Raw genomic sequence first — 17,158 nt, 5'->3', positions numbered from 1 at the left:
ATCGAAATTATTGCGCTCGGTCACCGTCGAACCACGCAAGCGCCGCCTCGACGTCATCGAGTGGCCGCGAGCAGGTGAAATCACGGCAGGCGTAGATGGTCGACTCGTCGTTGCGGGCCGCTCGCTCGGCAAATATCGGCGGGGCCTTCTCTAGACCGAACTGGTCGAGCCACCGCACCAGCCCGTTCTCGGTCGGCGGTCGCCGGGCGAGAATTCGGTTCGGCAAGGGGGTTTCCCCGATCCGTTCACGCCATGACTCGGGAATGGAATCGGCGGCCACCGTCAGTTCGCTGGCCCCACTGGTCGCGTGGTCGGCCGCAAGCACCAGCGAGGCATGCTGGAGCGGGTCGGCTGCGATCGCGTCGTGGTGGGTCGACAAGACCGATCGAGCCACGTCGTCGAAGCGGTCGTGTGGCACGAACGCCGACAGCGAACAGAGCACGTCGACCGCGACACCGGCGCTCGAGGGCGTCGAGCGGTCTGTGACCTCCTGGGGACGCGCGAGTAACGCCGTTCCGCCGGCCTCGGTGAAGTACAGCGTTCCGTCCTCGTCGTCCCAGAAGCGCGACTCGATCCCGCGAGCGAGTGCGAGCGCGAACCCGAGGTGGTCGGGGTCGCCGGTCGCCTGATAGCAGTCGAACGCCCCGCGAGCGAGAAAGGCGTAGTCCGCCAGATACCCGTCGATCTGGACGTCGCCGTCCGCATAGCGGCGTTTCAACAGCCCCTCTGCATCGTCCCAGAGATGCTCACGAACGAACGCGAGTGCTTCGCTGGCCCGATCGGCCAGGTCGGCATCGAGTGTGAGGGCACCCTCCGAAAGGGCCGAGATCGCCAGCCCGTTCCAGCCGGCCAGGATCTTTTCGTCTCTGGCCGGGCGGGTCCGCTCCGACCGGGCGTCGAACAACTGCTCACGAGCCCGTGCGAGGCGATCTCGAACGTCCGCAACGTCGAGTCCTGACTGCGCTGCCAGTTCCTCGTGCTCGGCACTGATCGTCAGCACCGTCTGTCTCTCCTCGAAGTTACCGTCTTCGGTGATCCCGAACCGCTCCAACGCCAGCGAGGCGTCCGTCTCGTCGTCGACCGCCGCCCGAACCTGCTCGGGCGTCCAGACGTAGAACCGGCCCTCCTCGCCCTCGCTACGGGCATCGAGCGTGCTGTAAAAGCCACCAGCAGGGTGAGACAGTTCCCGATCGAGGAAGGCGAAGGTCTCCCGAGCCACGCGGGCATAGCGCCGCTTTCCGGTCGCACGGTAGCCCTCGATGAACGCCCGCGGGATCTCCGCGTTGTCGTAGAGCATCTTCTCGAAGTGCGGAACGGTCCAGGACCGATCGGTCGCATAGCGGTGGAAGCCACCGCCGACGTGATCGTAGAGGCCGCCCGTCGCCATCGCGTCGAGCGTCTCCGTCAGAACGGCGCGATAGTCCTCGCCACTGGCCTCCGTCCGTTCGGTGTCTCCGACGTCACTGCCGCCGATTCCCTCCAGATCAACGTCGGCGGTGGAGCCACTGTCGCCGTCGAGTCGAGCGTCGGCCCGCAACAAGAGCTGGAGTCGCGCCGGCTGTGGGAACTTCGGTCCGCCACGTCCGAACCCTCCGTGTTCACGGTCGGCCTGGCGGAGCGCTGACTGGGCGGCGTCTTCGAGGAGGACTCCGCCTGTGCCGGCGTCCATTTCGGTCGGCGTCTCGGGCGTGCCCTCCAGTTGTCCGGCGATCGCGTCGGCCCACTGGTCGGCCCGTTGTTGGACGTTCTCCCGGTCGTTCTCCCAGGTCTCGGCCAGATCACCGAGGAGTTGCTCGAATCCCGGCCGGCCGCCCTGGGGCTCGCGTGGGAAGTACGTTCCCACGTAGAAGGGCCGCCGATCGGGCGTCAGCCACACCGAGAGGGGCCACCCGCCCTGCTGACCGAGAAGCTGTGCGAGGGTCTGGTAAATACGGTCGACGTCCGGCCGTTCTTCGCGATCGACCTTGATGGGGACGAAGTGTTCGTTCAGCGTCTCGGCAACGACAGGATCCGAGAAGCTCTCTTCTTCCATGACGTGACACCAGTGACACGACGAGTAGCCAATCGAGAGGAAGATCGGCGTGTTCGTCTCCGTGGCGGTCGAGAGCGCCTGGTCGTCCCAGGGCTGCCAGTTGACCGGGTTGTCGGCGTGTTGGGTCAAATACGGACTCGCCTCTTCATCGAGGCGGTTGCGCTCGGTGGGCGTGGGCATAGCTATCTGTCAGAGTCCAACGGGTAAACCCGTGGCGTCGCCGGCGAGGCTCGCACCGCCAAGAGCAACCTTTACACTCCCCTGGTGTGGCCCTTCTGCCATGACAGAAACGGTGCTGTTGATCGGGGGCGGCGGCCGGGAGCACGCGATCGCCCGCGCGCTCGCCGAGTCGGACTGTACGCTGTATGCCGCCGGCGGCAACCGTAATCCGGGGATCGCCAGCCTGGCCGATGGCTTCGAGACGCTGGAGACGACTAACCCCCAGGCCGTGACGACCTACGCAAACAAGGTTGACGCCTCGCTGGCGGTCGTCGGCCCGGAAGCGCCCCTGGAGGCAGGCGTCGCCGACGCCTTAGACGAGGCCGGCATCTACGCCTTTGGCCCCCAGGCCGAGCAGGCCCGTATCGAGACGAACAAGGGCTTTCAGCGTCGGTTCATGGATCGTCACGACATTCCCGGCTGTCCCGACTACGAGGAGTTCACCGACAACGAAGCTGCCTGTGAACACATCGAGGAATACGACGGCGATCTGGTCGTCAAACCGGCCGGTCTCACCGGCGGGAAAGGCGTTCGTGTCATCGGCGATCAGGTGACCGCCGAACAAGCAAAGACGTACATTCGCGAATCTAGCCACGACCGGATCGTCCTCGAAGAGCGACTAGTCGGCGAAGAGTTCACTATCCAGGCGCTGGTCGCAAACGGCGAACTCCGGGTTACGCCCGCCGTCCAGGACCACAAACGCGCCTACGAGGGCGATGACGGCCCCAACACCGGCGGAATGGGGTCTTACAGCGACGCGGGCCTCGAACTGCCGTTCATGGATCGAGACGACTACCTGGAAGCGGTGGACATTCTCGAAGCGACCGTCGACGCCCTTGAGGGGTACAAGGGCGTTCTCTACGGCCAGTTCATGCTCACCGCCGAGGGGCCAAAAGTCGTCGAGTTCAACGCCCGCTTTGGCGACCCCGAGGCGATGAACACTTTGCCCGTCATGGAGACAGACCTGCTCGATGTCCTCGTTGCCGCCCGCGAGGGCGAATCGCTCCCCAAACTCCAGTTCCAGCCCCAGGCGACGGTCTGTAAGTACGCAGTGCCCGACGGCTATCCGACTGACCCGGACGCCGGCGCGAAGGTCCAGATCTCGCCCGAAAATGCCGGCGACGCGCTGTTGTACTACGCCAGCGTCGACGAACGTGAGGATGGGATCTATACGACGACGTCCCGCTCTTTTGCGGTCGTTGGTGTGGCCGATGGGATCACGGACGCCGAAGAAATTACAACGGGGGCACTCAACAGCGCTGGAACCGAAGGCCTGCGCGTCCGCTGGGACATCGGCCAAGCTGAACTGGTTCAGTCCCGGATCGACCACATGGACGAACTACACAGCAGCGAGTAAAGCGAGCCTCGGCGAACGGCCTCATTCGGGATCGAAAATTGGCTCTCGTTCGCTGTCCTGTCGGTCTTCCAGATCCTCGAGGGACTCGGTCTCAAGCAAGCGTTGGACTTTGCGTTCGAACTGGTCGTCGGTGAGTTCGCCGCGCGCATACCGGTCTCTGAGTGTTTCGAGTGCTTGTTCGTCTGTTTCCTGGTTCTGTGTGTGCTCGGGTTCAGTGATCGTCTCGTCGTCCCACCACTCTTCGATATCTTCCTCGTCACCGAACAGTAACGCGACGATCGGGACGATCATAACGTATCCAACGAGCATGAACGGCAGCCACCAGTCTTGGCCGGTAAACAACGCGCCGAGGAAAATGCCCGTCACGAGGATCGAAACGACGCCCGTCGCGTTTTCGCACAGTCGCTCGATCGGTCCAGCATCGTCCATGTCCGGTTGTTCTGTAGAAACTGTCTTTACAGTGTCGACGCACTGTCTCGAACTGCCAGTTGTCCGTCCGCCTCGATAGTTACCACCCAGAGTTGTCCACTCCGCCAGTGTCGGACAGTCGAGAGTATCGGCCGGGAGTGAGCAAACGCACAGCGTTTGCGAGCTACGGGCGACACACGACCACAGGGAGTGCACCGAAAGACTCGCTTCGCTCGCCTTTCGAGCCCTCGTCGCGCTTCACGCGACTCGGCACCGGCGTTTCTTTATCCGCGCGAGCAATGCGAGCGCGGTTCACTCGGCGCGAACCACGTGAGCGCCGAGGGTGTTTTTCTCCGCGTTTTTGGGCGTGAGTGGTACCCACAGCGAACGCAGTGAGCGAGGACACCCGAACGCCTAAAAAGAGGAAGTGCGCCGGCCGGGAATTGAACCGGAGGGAGACGTTCCGGGCATGTGGTCTCGCTCCGCTCGACCATTCCGGGGCTGCGACTCCCAGGGTTCAATTCCTGGATTTCGCATACACGGCTCTCACGAATTGTTCGGGCCGAGAGATGCGCCGGCCGGGAATTGAACCCGGGTCGAGAGCTTGGAAGGCTCTTGTCATACCACTAGACCACCGGCGCTCACTTCGTTCGCGCCGAGCATCGACGGACTCCGTCCGTCTCAACACCGGCGCGCTCGTTCAACGGAACTGCCCACTGTGGATGACCAGCCCCGCGTTCGCATCCGAACGTAACTCAGCCCACGTTAAGGGTGTTTCCTTTCAGTGCGACGCCGGCCGGACTGTCCCATAGCAGTTCCCGCTGGAAATCTCGCACTCGACCAGCGCGAGCTCACTCGCTTCAACGTCCGCTCGAAACTCCGCGGGCGCATAGATATGATAGAAGCGCGCCACGGCCTCGCCGCCGGGCAATGTCCACTCGACGGTCGTATCGAATCCCTCCTCTGCGTCGGCGGGTACGTCGAAGCGGTCGTGGGCGGTACTCCAGGCGCTGACCAGCGCCTTGCCGTCGGAGTGCAGCACCCGCGCGAGTTCGTCCAGGCTAGCGATCCGTGCCTCTCGGGACGGAAGGTGATGCAGCGTCGCGACGTAGACAGCCAGATCGACGCGCTCGCTCACGATTGGCAACCGCGAGGCGTCCCCGAGCAACACTCCCGCGTCCGGAACCCGCTCGCCGGCAGCGTCCAAGAGCGAGCGGCTCACATCCACTCCGAGTACTCGGTCGGCTCGCTGGTGGAGGGTTTCGACGTGGCGGCCGTTGCCACAGCCGATATCGAGCGCGCGTTCGACGCTCTCGGCGTTCTCGACGAAGGTCTCGACTTCCGGCCAGGCGTATTCCCGCGTCTTCGAGAAGTGCTCGGCGATACGATCGTACGTGTCACGCACGTCCACGCGGGAGCGGTCCATTGGGTGCCTCGATCAGTCGTACTTTTCCGGGTAGGCCTCGGCCAGCAGATCGGGCTGCGATTCGAGACGTTCCCGGATCGGATCGACGATTTCGCCGATGTACTCTCCGGCGGCGTTTTTGAGATCCTGTGGGTGGAGTTCCTCGCTCACGAAGTCCGCCTCTAGCTCCTCGTAGGTGTCGTAGGTGAGGTTCCCGCCGTACTGCTCGGGCCGTTCGACTACAAAGGCCGCCTCGCGCTCCTCGAGGATCGGGAACACGAGGTACCGGACATACTCCAGGACGCCATTGCCCTCGACCTCGCCCATCGGACAGTAGGCGTCGCCGATCTTCTCGGCGACCGTCTCGGGGTCGTCTGTCAGTTCGACCTTCGAGGACTCCTCGGAGGCACTCATCTTTCCGCCCGTCAACCCGGAGAGCAACGGTGCGAAGACGCACGTCGGGGCTTGGCCGCCGTGTTCGGGCAGGACTTCCCGAGAGAGCATGTAGATCCCGCGCTGGTCGATCCCGCCGTATGCGACGTCAGCGTCCAGTGCGTCGACGTCCAACGTCTGCATCAGGGGATAGACGAGCCCGCCCAGATTGGGCGAATCCGATTCCCGGACGACCTCGCTTGCAGCACGCTGGGTGCGGGCGATCGTCGTCTCGGCAGTCATCCGCAGCAGTTCGAGGGTGTACTCGCGGTCGAGTTCGAACTCGCGCCCGCGCACGAACGTGATTTGTCCCGGATCGGCACCGGCGGCCTCGACCATCGCCCGGATCGTCTCTTCGTAATACTCAGAGCGCGCTTCGAGCAGGTCGAAGGGGCTCTTTGCGTCGTCGAGATGAGCGTGCAAGTCCGCGATCAGAACCGTCACGTCCATCCCGGCCTGCAGGAAGTCCGCCAGCTTGCGGATCGTCGTGAAGTGTCCGATGTGCATCTCGCCGGTCGGCGCGTACCCGATGTACACCGACGGGTCCTCGCGCTGTTCGAACAGCTCCCGGAGTTCGTCCTCGGTGACGACCTCCGCCGTGTTGCGGGTCGCCAGTTCGACTCGCTCGGCCGTGTCCATATCCGTTGGTCCGGAGTCGGTGCCTAAAACAATTCGTTTCCCGGTCCGGACGATCCGGCAATCCGGTCGTTACTCCTCGCGATCGGCAACCCGCCGCCGGTGAACGATCCCCTGGTTGTTCGCCGCGTTAGCGACGAAGTTCCGGAACGCATCGCCGACATCCAGATCAGCTAGCACGGCGGGTCGACCCTCGTCGCCACGTTCGCGGATCTCCGGGTCCAGCGGGATCGATCCGAGGAACGGCATGTCGACGTCGGCGGCGAACTCCTCGCCGCCGCCTTCCCCGAAGATGGCATGATCGCTACCACAGTCCGGGCACTTGAAGGAACTCATGTTCTCGACGATACCCAGGACAGGCGTCTCGTGACGGCCGAACATCTCCAGGCCCTTGCGGGCGTCGTCTAAGGCGACACCTTGGGGTGTCGTGACGATGACCGCGCCGGTGACGGGGACTGTCTGGAGCATCGTGAGTTGTGTGTCGCCAGTCCCCGGCGGGAGGTCGACGACGAGGTAATCGAGGTTGCCCCACTCGACGTCTTCGAACAGTTGGGTCAGTGTCTGGTGGACCATCGGGCCACGCCAGATGACGGGATCGTCTTCACCCAGCAGGAAGTCCATACTCATGAGTTTCATCCCGTGTTTCTCCGGCGGGATGATGCGCTCGTCCTCGGTGGCCTCGGGACGTTCGTGGGCGTCGAGCATCCGCGGGACGTTCGGCCCATAGATGTCGGCGTCGAACAGCCCGACGCGGGCGCCTCGGTCGGCGAGTCCCGCAGCGAGATTGACGGAGACTGTACTCTTTCCGACGCCGCCTTTCCCCGAGGCGACGGCGATGACGTTCTTTACCCCAGGCAGGACCTCGCCGTCGGCCTCGCGTTCGACCGTCGCCGAAAGCTCCACGGCCAGATCGGGCGCGGCATCACCGACTACCTCGCGCACGCGGTCGGCGATAACCGTCTCGTTCGGCGAGAACGGTGCACCCAGCGCGAGGTCGATCCGCGCAGTCCCGTTGTCGATCTCGACGTCGTTGACCAGCCCAAGCGAAACGATGTCGTCACTCAGATCCGGATCCTCGACCGATTCCAGCAGTTCCAGCAGCTCGGCTTCGTCCATGGGGTCCGATAGGCCCCGAGCGAGCGAAAAGGCTTGTGACCCCGCACCGTGGGCCGTCCTCGACGGTCAGCGAGTCACGGGCTCGCCCGGACCGATCGTGAACGCACAGTCCGCTGCCAGTCTGAGCACGGCCCGATCACCGAGATCGACGTCGCGGAGTTGCCGCGCGATCGGATGGTCTCCAAACGAGATCGACGCCCGGGGGCTCGCCGGCCAGACGCCGGCCCGCCCCCGCAACGCGGTCGGCTCCCGAAGCAACTCGCCGTCCGTCTCCGTGAAATTGTACCCCGACAGCCGGAGTGGCACGGTCGGCGGTCGCTGGATCGACGCGGTGAGCAATTCCGCCCCGTCGGCAGTGACTGTCGCCGTCCGCGTCCGGCCCTCGTCGGTCACGTCGATGTCGGCGACGAGTTTGGGATAACCCCAGATATCGACACCGAACGCGCGGGCGGGTTCCGTCGTCACGGGGAGCGTGTAGACGTAGCCACTGACAGGGCGCCGCAGCAGCGAGAGATACGGCACCGTTCGTGCCCCCGCTTCGACCGCGGGAATCAGCACACCTACCTCGTCGTATGGCGGGATCGTCCCCTCGCCGACACGGTCGTACCGGACGACGAGTACGGTTAGCGTGGCGCGGTCAGCACGCGTTCCCACGGGTTGCAGTCCGTCCGGGAGGAGGTTCCGCACGTCGCCTCGATCTGCGGGAAAGACGGCGCCCACGATCGTCGCAGAGAGACTGACCGGGAGTTCGAACGTGTGGCCCGTCGAGACAGTGACGGTCTCGCTCATTCGACAATCGACCTCCGGAATCGGCTCAGAGCCGCAAGCGCGGCGATGGTCACCCGGTGCCCGAAATCCTGGATCGGCTGTGGCAACCATCGGGTCGCCAGGATCAGCTTCGCTGGCAAGCCAACGGGATAGCGGGCGGCCGGCGTCTCAGTCGTCGCGGCGTCGTAGATCGTCGCCGCGACCCGCTCGGGTGAGACGGCGAGTGGCCCGCCACCCAGCAGCGCATCACCATCGAGGGCCTCGTAGATCGTCGCGTATCTGTCCGAGCGATCGAATCCGTCGAGGTGGCGGTCTGACGTGGCGGCGAGGTCAGTGTCGACCCAGGCGGGTTCGACCAGGACCACGGCCACGTCCTGATTCGAAAGCTCCACGCGAAGCGTATCGAGCAGCCCCTCGACTGCGTGCTTGGAGGCTGCATACGCGCCCATCCCGGGAGTCGTTGCGCGCCCGTGCGTACTGGAGACTGCGATGGCCGTCCCACCCTGCTGGCCCAACAGCGGCAGCGCGGTCCTAATCGTCCGCAAGGTCCCGTGGACGTTGACCGCAAACTGCCGATCGATCCAATCGGGCGGGAGGTCTTCGAGCGGGCCGGGCTGACAGTAGCCGGCGTTGGCGACCACCGCATCGAGTCCGCCAGCATCCTGGTGAATCCGCTCGAAAATACGGTCCAGATCGTCCTGGTCGGTCACGTCAACCGTCGCCGTGTGACAGCCTGTGAGCGTCGCCAGTCCGTCGGGATCGACGTCACTCGCGTAAACGTTCCAACCACGAGTCGCGAACTGGTGGGCTGTCGCCCGGCCAATCCCGGAGGCAGCGCCCGTCACGAGCACTGTTTTCATGGAACGTATCGTCGACTGCTGGTACTGAAAGGGTTGCGCTGACGGGAGCGGCTCACGGCGATAGCGATGACGATTGCCAGTGGTGATTTCCATGTGCCACGGTACCGTGACTTTCGCGCCCGGAGACAGCCCTTTCGTTGCGTTTATATACCGACGACGGATATCGAAGGGTACGCATCGTGTAGGGGCTTTGGCCCCGAGTCCGCAAGGGCGCAAGTACGTGACAGCGAGTCGTGGTAGCCAAGCGGCCCAAGGCGCATGGTTGCTAACCATGTGGCGTAAAGCCTCCGGGGTTCGAATCCCCGCCACGACGTTTCACGATCCCAACATATGAGCGCAGAAGACCCAGACGCGGACGCACCGGAGGACGACGAAGACCTTCGGTACTTCGTCCGCATCGGCCAGGCAGACCTCGACGGCACGAAGTCCGTCGAACGAGCCCTGACAGACTTGAACGGTATCGGCCAGCGCGCGGCCCGCATCATCGCCAGCGACGTCGACATCGACCGCCGAGAGACGTTCGGCCGGCTCGAAGACGAGCAGATCGAGGCGATCGTCGAGCGCGTCGAAGGGTTCGCCGAAGAAGTGCCCGAGTGGCTGGCGAACCACCGCAACGACTTCTTCGACGGCGAGACGACCCACGAGATCGGAAACGATCTCAACCTCACCCGTCGACAGGATATCAACCGGATGAAGATGATCAACGCCTACAAAGGCGTTCGCCACAAGCGTGGCCAGAAGGTCCGCGGCCAGCGAACGAAGTCGACTGGTCGAACCGAAGGCACCATCGGCGTCAACGTCGAGGCGATCAAAGAAGAGCGTGAAGAAGAAGCCACGGAGGATGACGAATAATGGCGCTCGGATCCAACACCAAGTTCTACGAGACGCCGAACCATCCCTTCCAGGGCGAACGTATCGCCGACGAAATGGGCCTCATCGGGCAGTACGGCCTCAAAAACAAAGAAGAGCTCTGGCGTGCCCAATCGGAACTGCGAGGGTACCGCCGGGAGGCTCGGCGGTTGCTCGGTCGGGACGCCGACGAACGCGAGGCCGAAGAGTTCCTCGGTCGCCTCAAACGACTCGGCATTCTCGGTGACGAGGACCGCCTCGACGACGTGCTGTCCCTGGAAGTGACGGACGTCCTCGAACGGCGGCTCCAGACGGTCGTTTACCGGAAAGGGTTGGCCAACACGGTCGATCAGGCCCGGCAGTTCATCACGCACGGCCACATTCTGGTCGAGGGTCGGCGCGTCTCGATCCCCTCGAAGATGGTGGCCGTCGCCGAGGAGCCGAGCATCGAGTTCGACGAGACGAGTCCGCTCGCCGACGATCTCCACCCAGAACGCGCGGAGGAACGATAATATGGCAGAAGACGACGGCAAGTGGGGCATTGCCCACGTGCACGCATCGTTCAACAACACGATCATCACGATCACCGACCAGACCGGCGCCGAGACGCTGGCGAAGAGCTCGGGCGGGACGGTCGTCAAACAAAACCGCGACGAGGCCTCGCCGTATGCCGCGATGCAGATGGCCGAAACGGTCGCCGAACAAGTACAACAACGGGGCATCGACGGCGTGCACGTTCGTGTTCGCGGCCCCGGTGGGAACCAGCAGCAAAACCCCGGACCGGGCGCGCAGGCGACCATCCGGGCGCTGGCTCGCGCGGGTCTCGAAATCGGCCGGATCGAGGACGTGACTCCGATCCCGCACGACGGTACCCGCAGTCCAAAGTCGAGTGGATTCTAACATGGCCGAGTACGACGTCACGTTCATCGAACGCGAGGAACGCGAAGCCCGGTTCCTAATCCGGGGTGTCACCCCCGCGTTCGCCAACGGCATCCGGCGGGCGATGATCGCAGACGTGCCGACGTTCAGTGTCGACACTGTCCGCGTTATCGAGAACTCGAGCGTGATGTTCGACGAGCAGATCGGCCTTCGACTCGGGCTCGTTCCGTTGACGACGCCACTCGGTGACTTCGAAATCGGTGACGAAGTGACCCTCGCACTGGACGTCGAAGGTCCCGGAACGGCATACTCCGGCGATCTGGTGGCAAACGACGAGATGGTCGAAGCCGCCGATACAGACATCCCGATCATCGAGCTCAAGGAGGATCAGCGACTCGAACTCGAAGCCGATGCCGTTCTCGAAACGGGTCGTGACCACGCCAAACATCAGGGCGGCGTGGCAGTCTCCTATCGACACCTCCAGCGCATCGAAGAGGGCGGCGAACGCGACGAGTTCGCCGACGACGAGTCCCACATCGTTCGCGGTGTCATCGAAGACGACGGCGACTTGATTCCCACCGAGGACTTCGACAACGATCTGACGAACCGCTACCCCAACACCGAAGTTGCGGTCGAAGATGTCCCGGAAGCGTTCGTCTTCCACGTCGAAACGGACGGTTCGTTCGACGTCGACACACTCGTGACCGAGGCGACAGACACGCTCCGGTCACGGGCTGAGGCACTGACCGACGCGGTTGCACTGTAACGATGATTCGCCCCCAAAAACCGAAATCGACGGCGCCCGCTGCCCCTCGTGGTGCGAGCGGCGCGACCGTCCGTATCGAAAGCGGTTTGAAGGGGCAGGAAAAATCGAATTATGCGTGCAGGGATAGCCAAGTCTGGCCAACGGCGCAGCGTTCAGGGCGCTGTCCCGTAGGGGTCCGCAGGTTCAAATCCTGCTCCCTGCACTTTTCAGGAGGAACGTTATGAGTAAAAGTAATCCGAGACTGCGTAGTCTCATCGCCGACCTGAAGTCGGCCGCCCGCAAGGGCGACGGAGACGTCTGGAGCGACGTCGCCGAGCGCTTAGAAAAACCGCGGCGCACCCACGCGGAAGTCAACCTGGGCCGCATCGAGCGGTACGCCCAGGAAGACGAAACCGTGATCGTGCCCGGGAAAGTGCTTGGCAGCGGCGTCTTGCAGAAAGACGTTACCGTCGCCGCCGTCGACTTCTCGTCGACGGCCGAGCGGAAGATCGACCAGGTTGGCGAAACGCTACAGCTAGAACAGGCACTCGAACAATTTCCCAACGGCTCGAACGTCCGGGTGATTCGATGAGTATTGCAACGATCGACGCGGATATCGTCGTCGATGCCCGCGACTGTATCATGGGTCGGGTCGCCAGCCAGGTCGCCGAGCGTGCCATGGATGGCGAGACCATCGCCGTGGTCAACGCCGAACACGCCGTGATCACCGGCGACGACCAGGACGTCTTCGAGACGTACAAGAAGCGGACGGATGTCGGCAACGAGCAGGGCCGAGCGTACCCCAAGCGCCCGGATGGCATCCTCAAGCGGGCGATTCGCGGGATGGTGCCCCACAAGAAACAGCGTGGTCGCGAGGCCTTCGAGAACGTCCGCGTCTACATGGGCAACCCGTACGACGAGGACCCGCAGGTCCTCGAAGGGACGTCACTGAATCGACTGTCGAACATCAGATTCGTCCAACTGGGCGATCTCTCGGCACGACTGGGAGCCAAGGTAACATGGTAACGAACACGTCAGGCAAGAAGAAGACTGCCGTTGCCCGCGCAACCGTCTCGGAAGGCGAGGGCAAGGTTCGAATCAACTCCCAGCCCGTCGAACTATTCGACCCGGAGCTGGCGCAACTGAAGATGCTGGAGCCGTTCCGAATCGCCGAAGACGGGCTCCGAGCGGCTGTCGATGTCGACGTGACCGTCGAAGGTGGCGGCGTCATGGGACAGGCCGACGCCGCACGGACGGCGATCGCTCGCGGGCTGGTTGAACACACCAACGATGCGGAACTTCGGGATGCCTATATGGCATTTGACCGGTCGCTACTGGTCAACGACGTTCGCCAGAGCGAACCCAAAAAGTGGGGCGGCCCGGGTGCCCGCGCCCGATACCAAAAATCTTACCGCTGAGGTGAGCGCACGTCATGATGATACCGGTCCGATGTTTCACCTGTGGCACCGTAATCGCCGGACACTGGGAAGAATTCAAAGAGCGCGCCAGGGAGGGCGACGAGGATCCCGAGGCCGTGCTAGACGAACTCGGCGTCGAACGGCACTGCTGTCGCCGGATGCTCGTCTCCCACGAGGATCTGGTTGACGTCGTGGCACCCTACCAATGACTGGCGACCAAGACTACAACCGCTACGAGAAAGCTCGCGTCCTGGGCGCACGGGCGCTGCAGGTAGCATACGGGGCGCCGGTACTGATCGACACCGAACAGACCCAGCCGATCCTCATCGCGGCCGAGGAGTACGACGCTGGGGTATTGCCGTTTACAATCAATCGAGGTAACTAACAATGACGCTTATCACCAACGTAACACTCCGACGCGTACTGGACTCGCGAGGCAACCCGACTGTCGAAGCCGACGTCACTACCGAGAGTGGTGGCTTCGGTCGTGCGGCCGCACCGAGTGGCGCAAGCACGGGCGAACACGAAGCGATCGAACTCCCGCCGAGTGAAGCAATCGCGAACGCACGCGATCTGGCCGTTCCGCGACTGGAAGGCGAAGTCTACGCCGGCAACCAGCGGGAAGTCGACGCCGCACTCCACGCTGCCGACGGGACCGACGACTTCTCGGAGATTGGGGCCAACTCCGCGGTCTCCATCTCGATGGCCGCTGCGAAGGCCGGCGCCGACGTGCTGGGCGCACCGCTGTACCAGCATCTCGGTGGGACCTTCCGTGGCGATCAGTTCCCGACTCCGCTCGGTAACGTCGTCGGCGGTGGCGAACACGCCGAGGAAGCGACGAACATTCAGGAGTACCTCTCGGCTCCTGTCGGCGCGCCTTCCGTGACGGAGGCCGTCTTCGCCAACGCAGAGGTCCACGCCGAGATCAGCAACATCCTCGAATCGCGTGGCGTGCCCGTCAACAAGGGCGACGAGGGCGCGTGGGCGCCGCCGATCGGCGACGACGAAGCCTTCGAGGTTGTCGCGGAAGCGACCGACCGTGTCAGCGAGGAGCGCGGCTTCGAGATCAGCTTCGGGCTGGACATGGCCGCCGCAGAGATGTACGACGCCGAGGCAGAAGAGTACGTCTACGAGGGCGAACCCAACCGCTCGACGCAAGAGCAGATCGACTACGTCGTCGAGATGGTCGAGGAGTACGACCTGGCCTACGTCGAGGACCCGCTCGACGAGAACGACTTCGAGGCCTTCGCCGAGTTGACCGAGCGTGTGGGTGACCAGACGCTCATCTGTGGCGACGACCTGTACGTGACGAACGTCGAGCGCCTCCAGGAAGGTATCGACCTGGGCTCGTCGAACTCAATCCTCATCAAGCCCAACCAGATCGGGACGCTGACCGACGCCGTTGACGCGATCGAACTCGGTTCGAAGAACGGCATCGAGTCGGTCGTCTCCCACCGCTCGGGCGAGACCGAGGACACGACGATTGCCCATCTGGCCGTCGGCGCGGCCGCTCCCTACATCAAGACGGGGACGGTGGCCGGCGAGCGGACGGCCAAGCTGAACGAACTCATCAGGATCGAAGAGAACGCATGAGCGACGACGACGAGACAGACACCGAAGCAGACGAACCCGAGGCCGCCTCGGAACCCGCCGGAGAGGCCGGTGCGGTCGCCGAGGAAACCACGCCCGAGGCGGAAGCGAGCGAGCCGTCGGGCGACGACGAGGTCGGGGAACAGGCAGACGAACAGCCGGCAGACGACAAAGCCCAAGAGGTACCCAGCCAGGACGAGAACGTCATGCCCGACGAGCAGGCCGAGGCAGATCTGCTGATCCCGGTCGATGACTACCTCTCTGCCGGGGTTCACATCGGGACCCAGCAGAAGACCACGGACATGGACCGGTTCATCCACCGCGTCCGGACCGACGGTCTGTACGTGCTGGACGTCAGCATGACCGATACGCGCATCCGCAAAGCCGCGGACTTCCTGGCCAACTACGAGCCAGAGCAGATTCTGGTGGCCTCCTCCCGGCAGTACGGTCGCTTCCCGGCCGAGAAGTTCGCCGACGCCGTCGGCGCTCGCGCCCGGACCGGCCGGTTCATCCCTGGGACGCTGACCAACCCCGACTACGAGGGCTACATCGAGCCCGACGTCGTGGTCGTCACGGACCCGATCGGTGACGCCCAGGCCGTCAAGGAGGCGATCACGGTCGGCATCCCCGTGATCGCGATGTGTGACTCCAACAACACGACCAGCAACGTCGATCTGGTCGTCCCGACCAACAACAAGGGGCGGCGCGCGCTGTCGGTCGTCTACTGGCTGCTGGCCAACGAGACGCTGGACCGTCGCGGTGCCAAACCGGCCTACAGCCTCGACGACTTCGAGAGCGAACTGTAAGGTCGATCGTTTCGCAGTCTCGGATTCGGCGGTATTTCCGTTTTACAAGAGCAGTACCACCTCGTAGCTGTATCTTTGTCTCGTCATCGCAGTCAGCAACGACGGATGAAGATTGGCCTCCGGACTACCGTGAGTACAGTCTGAGCGACGCTATAAGGTCATCGTGAAAACTAGCCAAACCAGATTACGATCAGTCCCAAACCGATGAACATTGGGCCAGTACATATCGTGTGGTGATAACTTGAAATCGGTCTGGCTCTGGGTCGGCTGCATGTCGGTTCCGGTATCGTGCAAGGCTTCGGGGCTTAGCAGTGCATAAGAAGCCAAAAAGAAGGAAGATAAATCCAAAAAATATGTGTGATGGATCAACCATATCTAAAATGTAGATTGATACTACTTAATGCCAGTGAACCTTATTTACTTTCTGCATAGACTAGATAATTTTCCGTCTCCGCAATGTGATTGACGTACCCGTAATCTTCACAAGGACAATATCCGCCCAGATCAGGGATACGATACGTAGTGCTGACTGTCCCTGTTACCACGTCCATCTCATTCCCAGTCAGATTATCATTTAGGACATTTACCGTGATACCAAGTCTATCGTCCGAAGCAGTGGGGAAACTATCTTTTCCAAGATTAGGATCAACATTATACGTCCAGATATACCGTTCTTCACCATCCTCGCTGCTGGGTGTTTGGTGATCGACTTCTATGAGATCTTCTGGATTACCGTTATCCCATTGGTCAATCAGAAACGAAGCAAATCCAAGCGCAAGACCACTTGGAGGGGAAGTGAATGCACCCACGATAGTGAGGCCTATTGCGATCGCTTCATCCACAAACGACTCAGATTTTGTACTCCCGTCAGCTCTGGGTCGTGGATCAGCAAGTGGTGTCTTCGACTCGTTATTTGTATGAGCCATGAATTCAAATTTTTTCACCACTGGGTCCACATATTTCCCATACATATCTTGGAAGTCCGACTCACATTCTCCAAGTAAAGTACCAGGAAGTTCTTCAAAATAGCATTCAAGAGTTATCTTCTCGAACGAACCTTCCGAAATCACAGGCGGCGAAGTATGGTCCCCCCGCAACGTCATTGACGATCTGAAGTCAACGCTGGTGCTGTCCTGTGTATCGTTTAGGCATACGTCCCAGTTATCTGTATCATAGTCTCTAGTATCGAAGGAATAGCTTGGGGTCGCTTTGTCCTCATCGACATATGTCACATCATATTCTTCAGACATTACTTCTCACCCCCCTTTTTGCCCTTCTTTTTTCGTTTCTTCTTACCCTTTGGTTTCAGATTTTTCAATGACGTGCTGGTTGGAACCCCTTTCTCAGAAATGTCCGGGACTTCATCGAACTTTTTGGCCTCTTCTTCTGGTGAGAGCATTTTTCTTATTTTGCCGACAGACGCGCCGTTTTCTTTCGCGTTCATTGTGTAGCTAAGGTCTGCAAATCGGTCACTTGGACGGGTTACGATTCCCACAATATGGTGACCGTCAAACTCCAATTTGCAAATCAATTTCTCTCCATCGCGAGTGTATTGCGGTTCGGTAAGTTCAATATAATACTGCCAGAGCGGTCCGGCTTTTTTGTAGGGACTCAATGTTCCCGAATCACCCAATTTGG

The 17,158-nt window shown here is 62.1% G+C and carries 21 protein-coding genes and 3 tRNA genes; 14 read left to right on the top strand and 10 right to left on the bottom strand.

Translation table 11 applies throughout. The annotated features are described in order from the left end of the window. Positions 1 to 7 precede the first annotated feature (7 nt). Complete coding sequence (locus FR699_RS01535; RefSeq protein ID WP_158853547.1) at positions 8 to 2,212, bottom strand: thioredoxin domain-containing protein; 2,205 nt, start codon at positions 2,210 to 2,212, stop codon at positions 8 to 10. A 100-nt stretch (positions 2,213 to 2,312) separates the two neighbouring features. On the opposite strand from FR699_RS01535, the gene purD reads away from it, so the two are divergent. Then, positions 2,313 to 3,608, top strand: a complete 1,296-nt coding sequence (gene purD, locus FR699_RS01530; protein WP_158853545.1) for a phosphoribosylamine--glycine ligase — start codon at positions 2,313 to 2,315, stop codon at positions 3,606 to 3,608. A 21-nt stretch (positions 3,609 to 3,629) separates the two neighbouring features. Here the strand turns inward: purD and FR699_RS01525 are convergent, their stop codons facing one another. From FR699_RS01525 to FR699_RS01495, 7 genes are all read right to left on the bottom strand, one after another. Continuing rightward, positions 3,630 to 4,037, bottom strand: a complete 408-nt coding sequence (locus FR699_RS01525; protein WP_158853543.1) for an SHOCT domain-containing protein — start codon at positions 4,035 to 4,037, stop codon at positions 3,630 to 3,632. A 549-nt stretch (positions 4,038 to 4,586) separates the two neighbouring features. Continuing rightward, positions 4,587 to 4,657 (bottom strand) — tRNA-Gly (locus FR699_RS01520). 140 nt (positions 4,658 to 4,797) lie between these two features. After that, complete coding sequence (locus FR699_RS01515) at positions 4,798 to 5,442, bottom strand: class I SAM-dependent methyltransferase (protein WP_154552109.1); 645 nt, start codon at positions 5,440 to 5,442, stop codon at positions 4,798 to 4,800. 12 nt (positions 5,443 to 5,454) lie between these two features. Further along, a complete protein-coding gene (locus FR699_RS01510; protein ID WP_158853541.1) occupies positions 5,455 to 6,492 on the bottom strand; it encodes a tyrosine--tRNA ligase in 1,038 nt (345 codons plus the stop codon). Positions 6,493 to 6,561: 69 nt separating this feature from the next. Next, positions 6,562 to 7,605 carry an Mrp/NBP35 family ATP-binding protein gene (locus FR699_RS01505; RefSeq protein WP_154552111.1) on the bottom strand — a complete coding sequence of 348 codons (1,044 nt, stop codon included), beginning with the start codon at positions 7,603 to 7,605 and terminating at the stop codon, positions 6,562 to 6,564. Between the two features lie 66 nt (positions 7,606 to 7,671). After that, positions 7,672 to 8,394 carry an acetoacetate decarboxylase family protein gene (locus FR699_RS01500; protein WP_158853539.1) on the bottom strand — a complete coding sequence of 241 codons (723 nt, stop codon included), beginning with the start codon at positions 8,392 to 8,394 and terminating at the stop codon, positions 7,672 to 7,674. Next, positions 8,391 to 9,233, bottom strand: a complete 843-nt coding sequence (locus FR699_RS01495; protein WP_158853537.1) for an SDR family NAD(P)-dependent oxidoreductase — start codon at positions 9,231 to 9,233, stop codon at positions 8,391 to 8,393. Before FR699_RS01495 ends, FR699_RS01500 begins: the two co-directional genes overlap by 4 nt. 230 nt (positions 9,234 to 9,463) lie before the next feature. On the opposite strand from FR699_RS01495, the gene FR699_RS01490 reads away from it, so the two are divergent. The 13 genes from FR699_RS01490 (at position 9,464) to rpsB (ending at position 15,520) form a co-directional block, all read left to right on the top strand. Then, positions 9,464 to 9,546 (top strand) — tRNA-Ser (locus tag FR699_RS01490). Between the two features lie 17 nt (positions 9,547 to 9,563). After that, positions 9,564 to 10,085 carry a 30S ribosomal protein S13 gene (locus tag FR699_RS01485; protein WP_154552114.1) on the top strand — a complete coding sequence of 174 codons (522 nt, stop codon included), beginning with the start codon at positions 9,564 to 9,566 and terminating at the stop codon, positions 10,083 to 10,085. After that, on the top strand, positions 10,085 to 10,594 hold the full coding sequence (locus FR699_RS01480) for a 30S ribosomal protein S4 (RefSeq protein WP_154552115.1): 510 nt from the start codon (positions 10,085 to 10,087) through the stop codon (positions 10,592 to 10,594). Before FR699_RS01485 ends, FR699_RS01480 begins: the two co-directional genes overlap by 1 nt. Position 10,595: 1 nt before the next feature. Beyond that, complete coding sequence (locus FR699_RS01475; protein ID WP_154552116.1) at positions 10,596 to 10,982, top strand: 30S ribosomal protein S11; 387 nt, start codon at positions 10,596 to 10,598, stop codon at positions 10,980 to 10,982. A 1-nt stretch (position 10,983) separates the two neighbouring features. Continuing rightward, a complete protein-coding gene (locus FR699_RS01470) occupies positions 10,984 to 11,727 on the top strand; it encodes a DNA-directed RNA polymerase subunit D (protein ID WP_154552117.1) in 744 nt (247 codons plus the stop codon). A gap of 117 nt (positions 11,728 to 11,844) precedes the next feature. After that, positions 11,845 to 11,929: transfer RNA gene (locus tag FR699_RS01465), tRNA-Leu, on the top strand. An 18-nt stretch (positions 11,930 to 11,947) separates the two neighbouring features. Then, positions 11,948 to 12,298 (top strand): 50S ribosomal protein L18e, encoded by a 351-nt coding sequence (locus FR699_RS01460; protein ID WP_154552118.1) that lies wholly within the window; start codon positions 11,948 to 11,950, stop codon positions 12,296 to 12,298. Further along, a complete protein-coding gene (locus FR699_RS01455; protein WP_154552119.1) occupies positions 12,295 to 12,732 on the top strand; it encodes a 50S ribosomal protein L13 in 438 nt (145 codons plus the stop codon). The genes FR699_RS01460 and FR699_RS01455 overlap by 4 nt, the downstream gene beginning before the upstream one ends. Then, positions 12,726 to 13,124 (top strand): 30S ribosomal protein S9, encoded by a 399-nt coding sequence (locus FR699_RS01450; protein ID WP_154552120.1) that lies wholly within the window; start codon positions 12,726 to 12,728, stop codon positions 13,122 to 13,124. The genes FR699_RS01455 and FR699_RS01450 overlap by 7 nt, the downstream gene beginning before the upstream one ends. Positions 13,125 to 13,138: 14 nt before the next feature. After that, on the top strand, positions 13,139 to 13,333 hold the full coding sequence (locus FR699_RS01445; RefSeq protein ID WP_154552121.1) for a DNA-directed RNA polymerase subunit N: 195 nt from the start codon (positions 13,139 to 13,141) through the stop codon (positions 13,331 to 13,333). Then, complete coding sequence (locus FR699_RS01440; protein ID WP_154552122.1) at positions 13,330 to 13,509, top strand: DNA-directed RNA polymerase subunit K; 180 nt, start codon at positions 13,330 to 13,332, stop codon at positions 13,507 to 13,509. Before FR699_RS01445 ends, FR699_RS01440 begins: the two co-directional genes overlap by 4 nt. Positions 13,510 to 13,511: 2 nt before the next feature. Next, complete coding sequence (gene eno / locus FR699_RS01435) at positions 13,512 to 14,717, top strand: phosphopyruvate hydratase (RefSeq protein WP_154552123.1); 1,206 nt, start codon at positions 13,512 to 13,514, stop codon at positions 14,715 to 14,717. Then, positions 14,714 to 15,520: a 30S ribosomal protein S2 gene (gene rpsB / locus FR699_RS01430; protein WP_154552124.1), complete on the top strand. Its 807-nt coding sequence runs from the start codon at positions 14,714 to 14,716 to the stop codon at positions 15,518 to 15,520. Before eno ends, rpsB begins: the two co-directional genes overlap by 4 nt. Positions 15,521 to 15,933: 413 nt before the next feature. Here the strand turns inward: rpsB and FR699_RS01425 are convergent, their stop codons facing one another. Continuing rightward, a complete protein-coding gene (locus FR699_RS01425; protein WP_154552125.1) occupies positions 15,934 to 16,770 on the bottom strand; it encodes a hypothetical protein in 837 nt (278 codons plus the stop codon). Then, positions 16,770 to 17,135: a hypothetical protein gene (locus tag FR699_RS01420; RefSeq protein ID WP_158853535.1), complete on the bottom strand. Its 366-nt coding sequence runs from the start codon at positions 17,133 to 17,135 to the stop codon at positions 16,770 to 16,772. The genes FR699_RS01425 and FR699_RS01420 overlap by 1 nt, the downstream gene beginning before the upstream one ends. Between the last annotated feature and the right edge of the window lie 23 nt (positions 17,136 to 17,158).

The organism is Halorhabdus sp. CUG00001 (genome assembly GCF_009797925.1).
Classification (GTDB): domain Archaea; phylum Halobacteriota; class Halobacteria; order Halobacteriales; family Haloarculaceae; genus Halorhabdus.
Note: the sequence above shows the minus strand (reverse complement) of the source record. Positions and strands in the feature narration are given on the sequence as shown.

Coding starts and splice junctions, on each gene's coding strand:
- eno (WP_154552123.1), top strand. CDS start 13,512: ATGACGCTTATCACCAACGTAACACTCCGACGCGTACTGGACTCGCGA.
- FR699_RS01460 (WP_154552118.1), top strand. CDS start 11,948: ATGAGTAAAAGTAATCCGAGACTGCGTAGTCTCATCGCCGACCTGAAG.
- rpsB (WP_154552124.1), top strand. CDS start 14,714: ATGAGCGACGACGACGAGACAGACACCGAAGCAGACGAACCCGAGGCC.
- FR699_RS01505 (WP_154552111.1), bottom strand. CDS start 7,605: ATGGACGAAGCCGAGCTGCTGGAACTGCTGGAATCGGTCGAGGATCCG.
- FR699_RS01480 (WP_154552115.1), top strand. CDS start 10,085: ATGGCGCTCGGATCCAACACCAAGTTCTACGAGACGCCGAACCATCCC.
- FR699_RS01515 (WP_154552109.1), bottom strand. CDS start 5,442: ATGGACCGCTCCCGCGTGGACGTGCGTGACACGTACGATCGTATCGCC.
- FR699_RS01450 (WP_154552120.1), top strand. CDS start 12,726: ATGGTAACGAACACGTCAGGCAAGAAGAAGACTGCCGTTGCCCGCGCA.
- FR699_RS01440 (WP_154552122.1), top strand. CDS start 13,330: ATGACTGGCGACCAAGACTACAACCGCTACGAGAAAGCTCGCGTCCTG.
- FR699_RS01495 (WP_158853537.1), bottom strand. CDS start 9,233: ATGAAAACAGTGCTCGTGACGGGCGCTGCCTCCGGGATTGGCCGGGCG.
- FR699_RS01525 (WP_158853543.1), bottom strand. CDS start 4,037: ATGGACGATGCTGGACCGATCGAGCGACTGTGCGAAAACGCGACGGGC.
- FR699_RS01425 (WP_154552125.1), bottom strand. CDS start 16,770: ATGTCTGAAGAATATGATGTGACATATGTCGATGAGGACAAAGCGACC.
- FR699_RS01510 (WP_158853541.1), bottom strand. CDS start 6,492: ATGGACACGGCCGAGCGAGTCGAACTGGCGACCCGCAACACGGCGGAG.
- FR699_RS01455 (WP_154552119.1), top strand. CDS start 12,295: ATGAGTATTGCAACGATCGACGCGGATATCGTCGTCGATGCCCGCGAC.
- FR699_RS01445 (WP_154552121.1), top strand. CDS start 13,139: ATGATGATACCGGTCCGATGTTTCACCTGTGGCACCGTAATCGCCGGA.
- FR699_RS01470 (WP_154552117.1), top strand. CDS start 10,984: ATGGCCGAGTACGACGTCACGTTCATCGAACGCGAGGAACGCGAAGCC.
- FR699_RS01535 (WP_158853547.1), bottom strand. CDS start 2,212: ATGCCCACGCCCACCGAGCGCAACCGCCTCGATGAAGAGGCGAGTCCG.
- purD (WP_158853545.1), top strand. CDS start 2,313: ATGACAGAAACGGTGCTGTTGATCGGGGGCGGCGGCCGGGAGCACGCG.
- FR699_RS01475 (WP_154552116.1), top strand. CDS start 10,596: ATGGCAGAAGACGACGGCAAGTGGGGCATTGCCCACGTGCACGCATCG.
- FR699_RS01500 (WP_158853539.1), bottom strand. CDS start 8,394: ATGAGCGAGACCGTCACTGTCTCGACGGGCCACACGTTCGAACTCCCG.
- FR699_RS01485 (WP_154552114.1), top strand. CDS start 9,564: ATGAGCGCAGAAGACCCAGACGCGGACGCACCGGAGGACGACGAAGAC.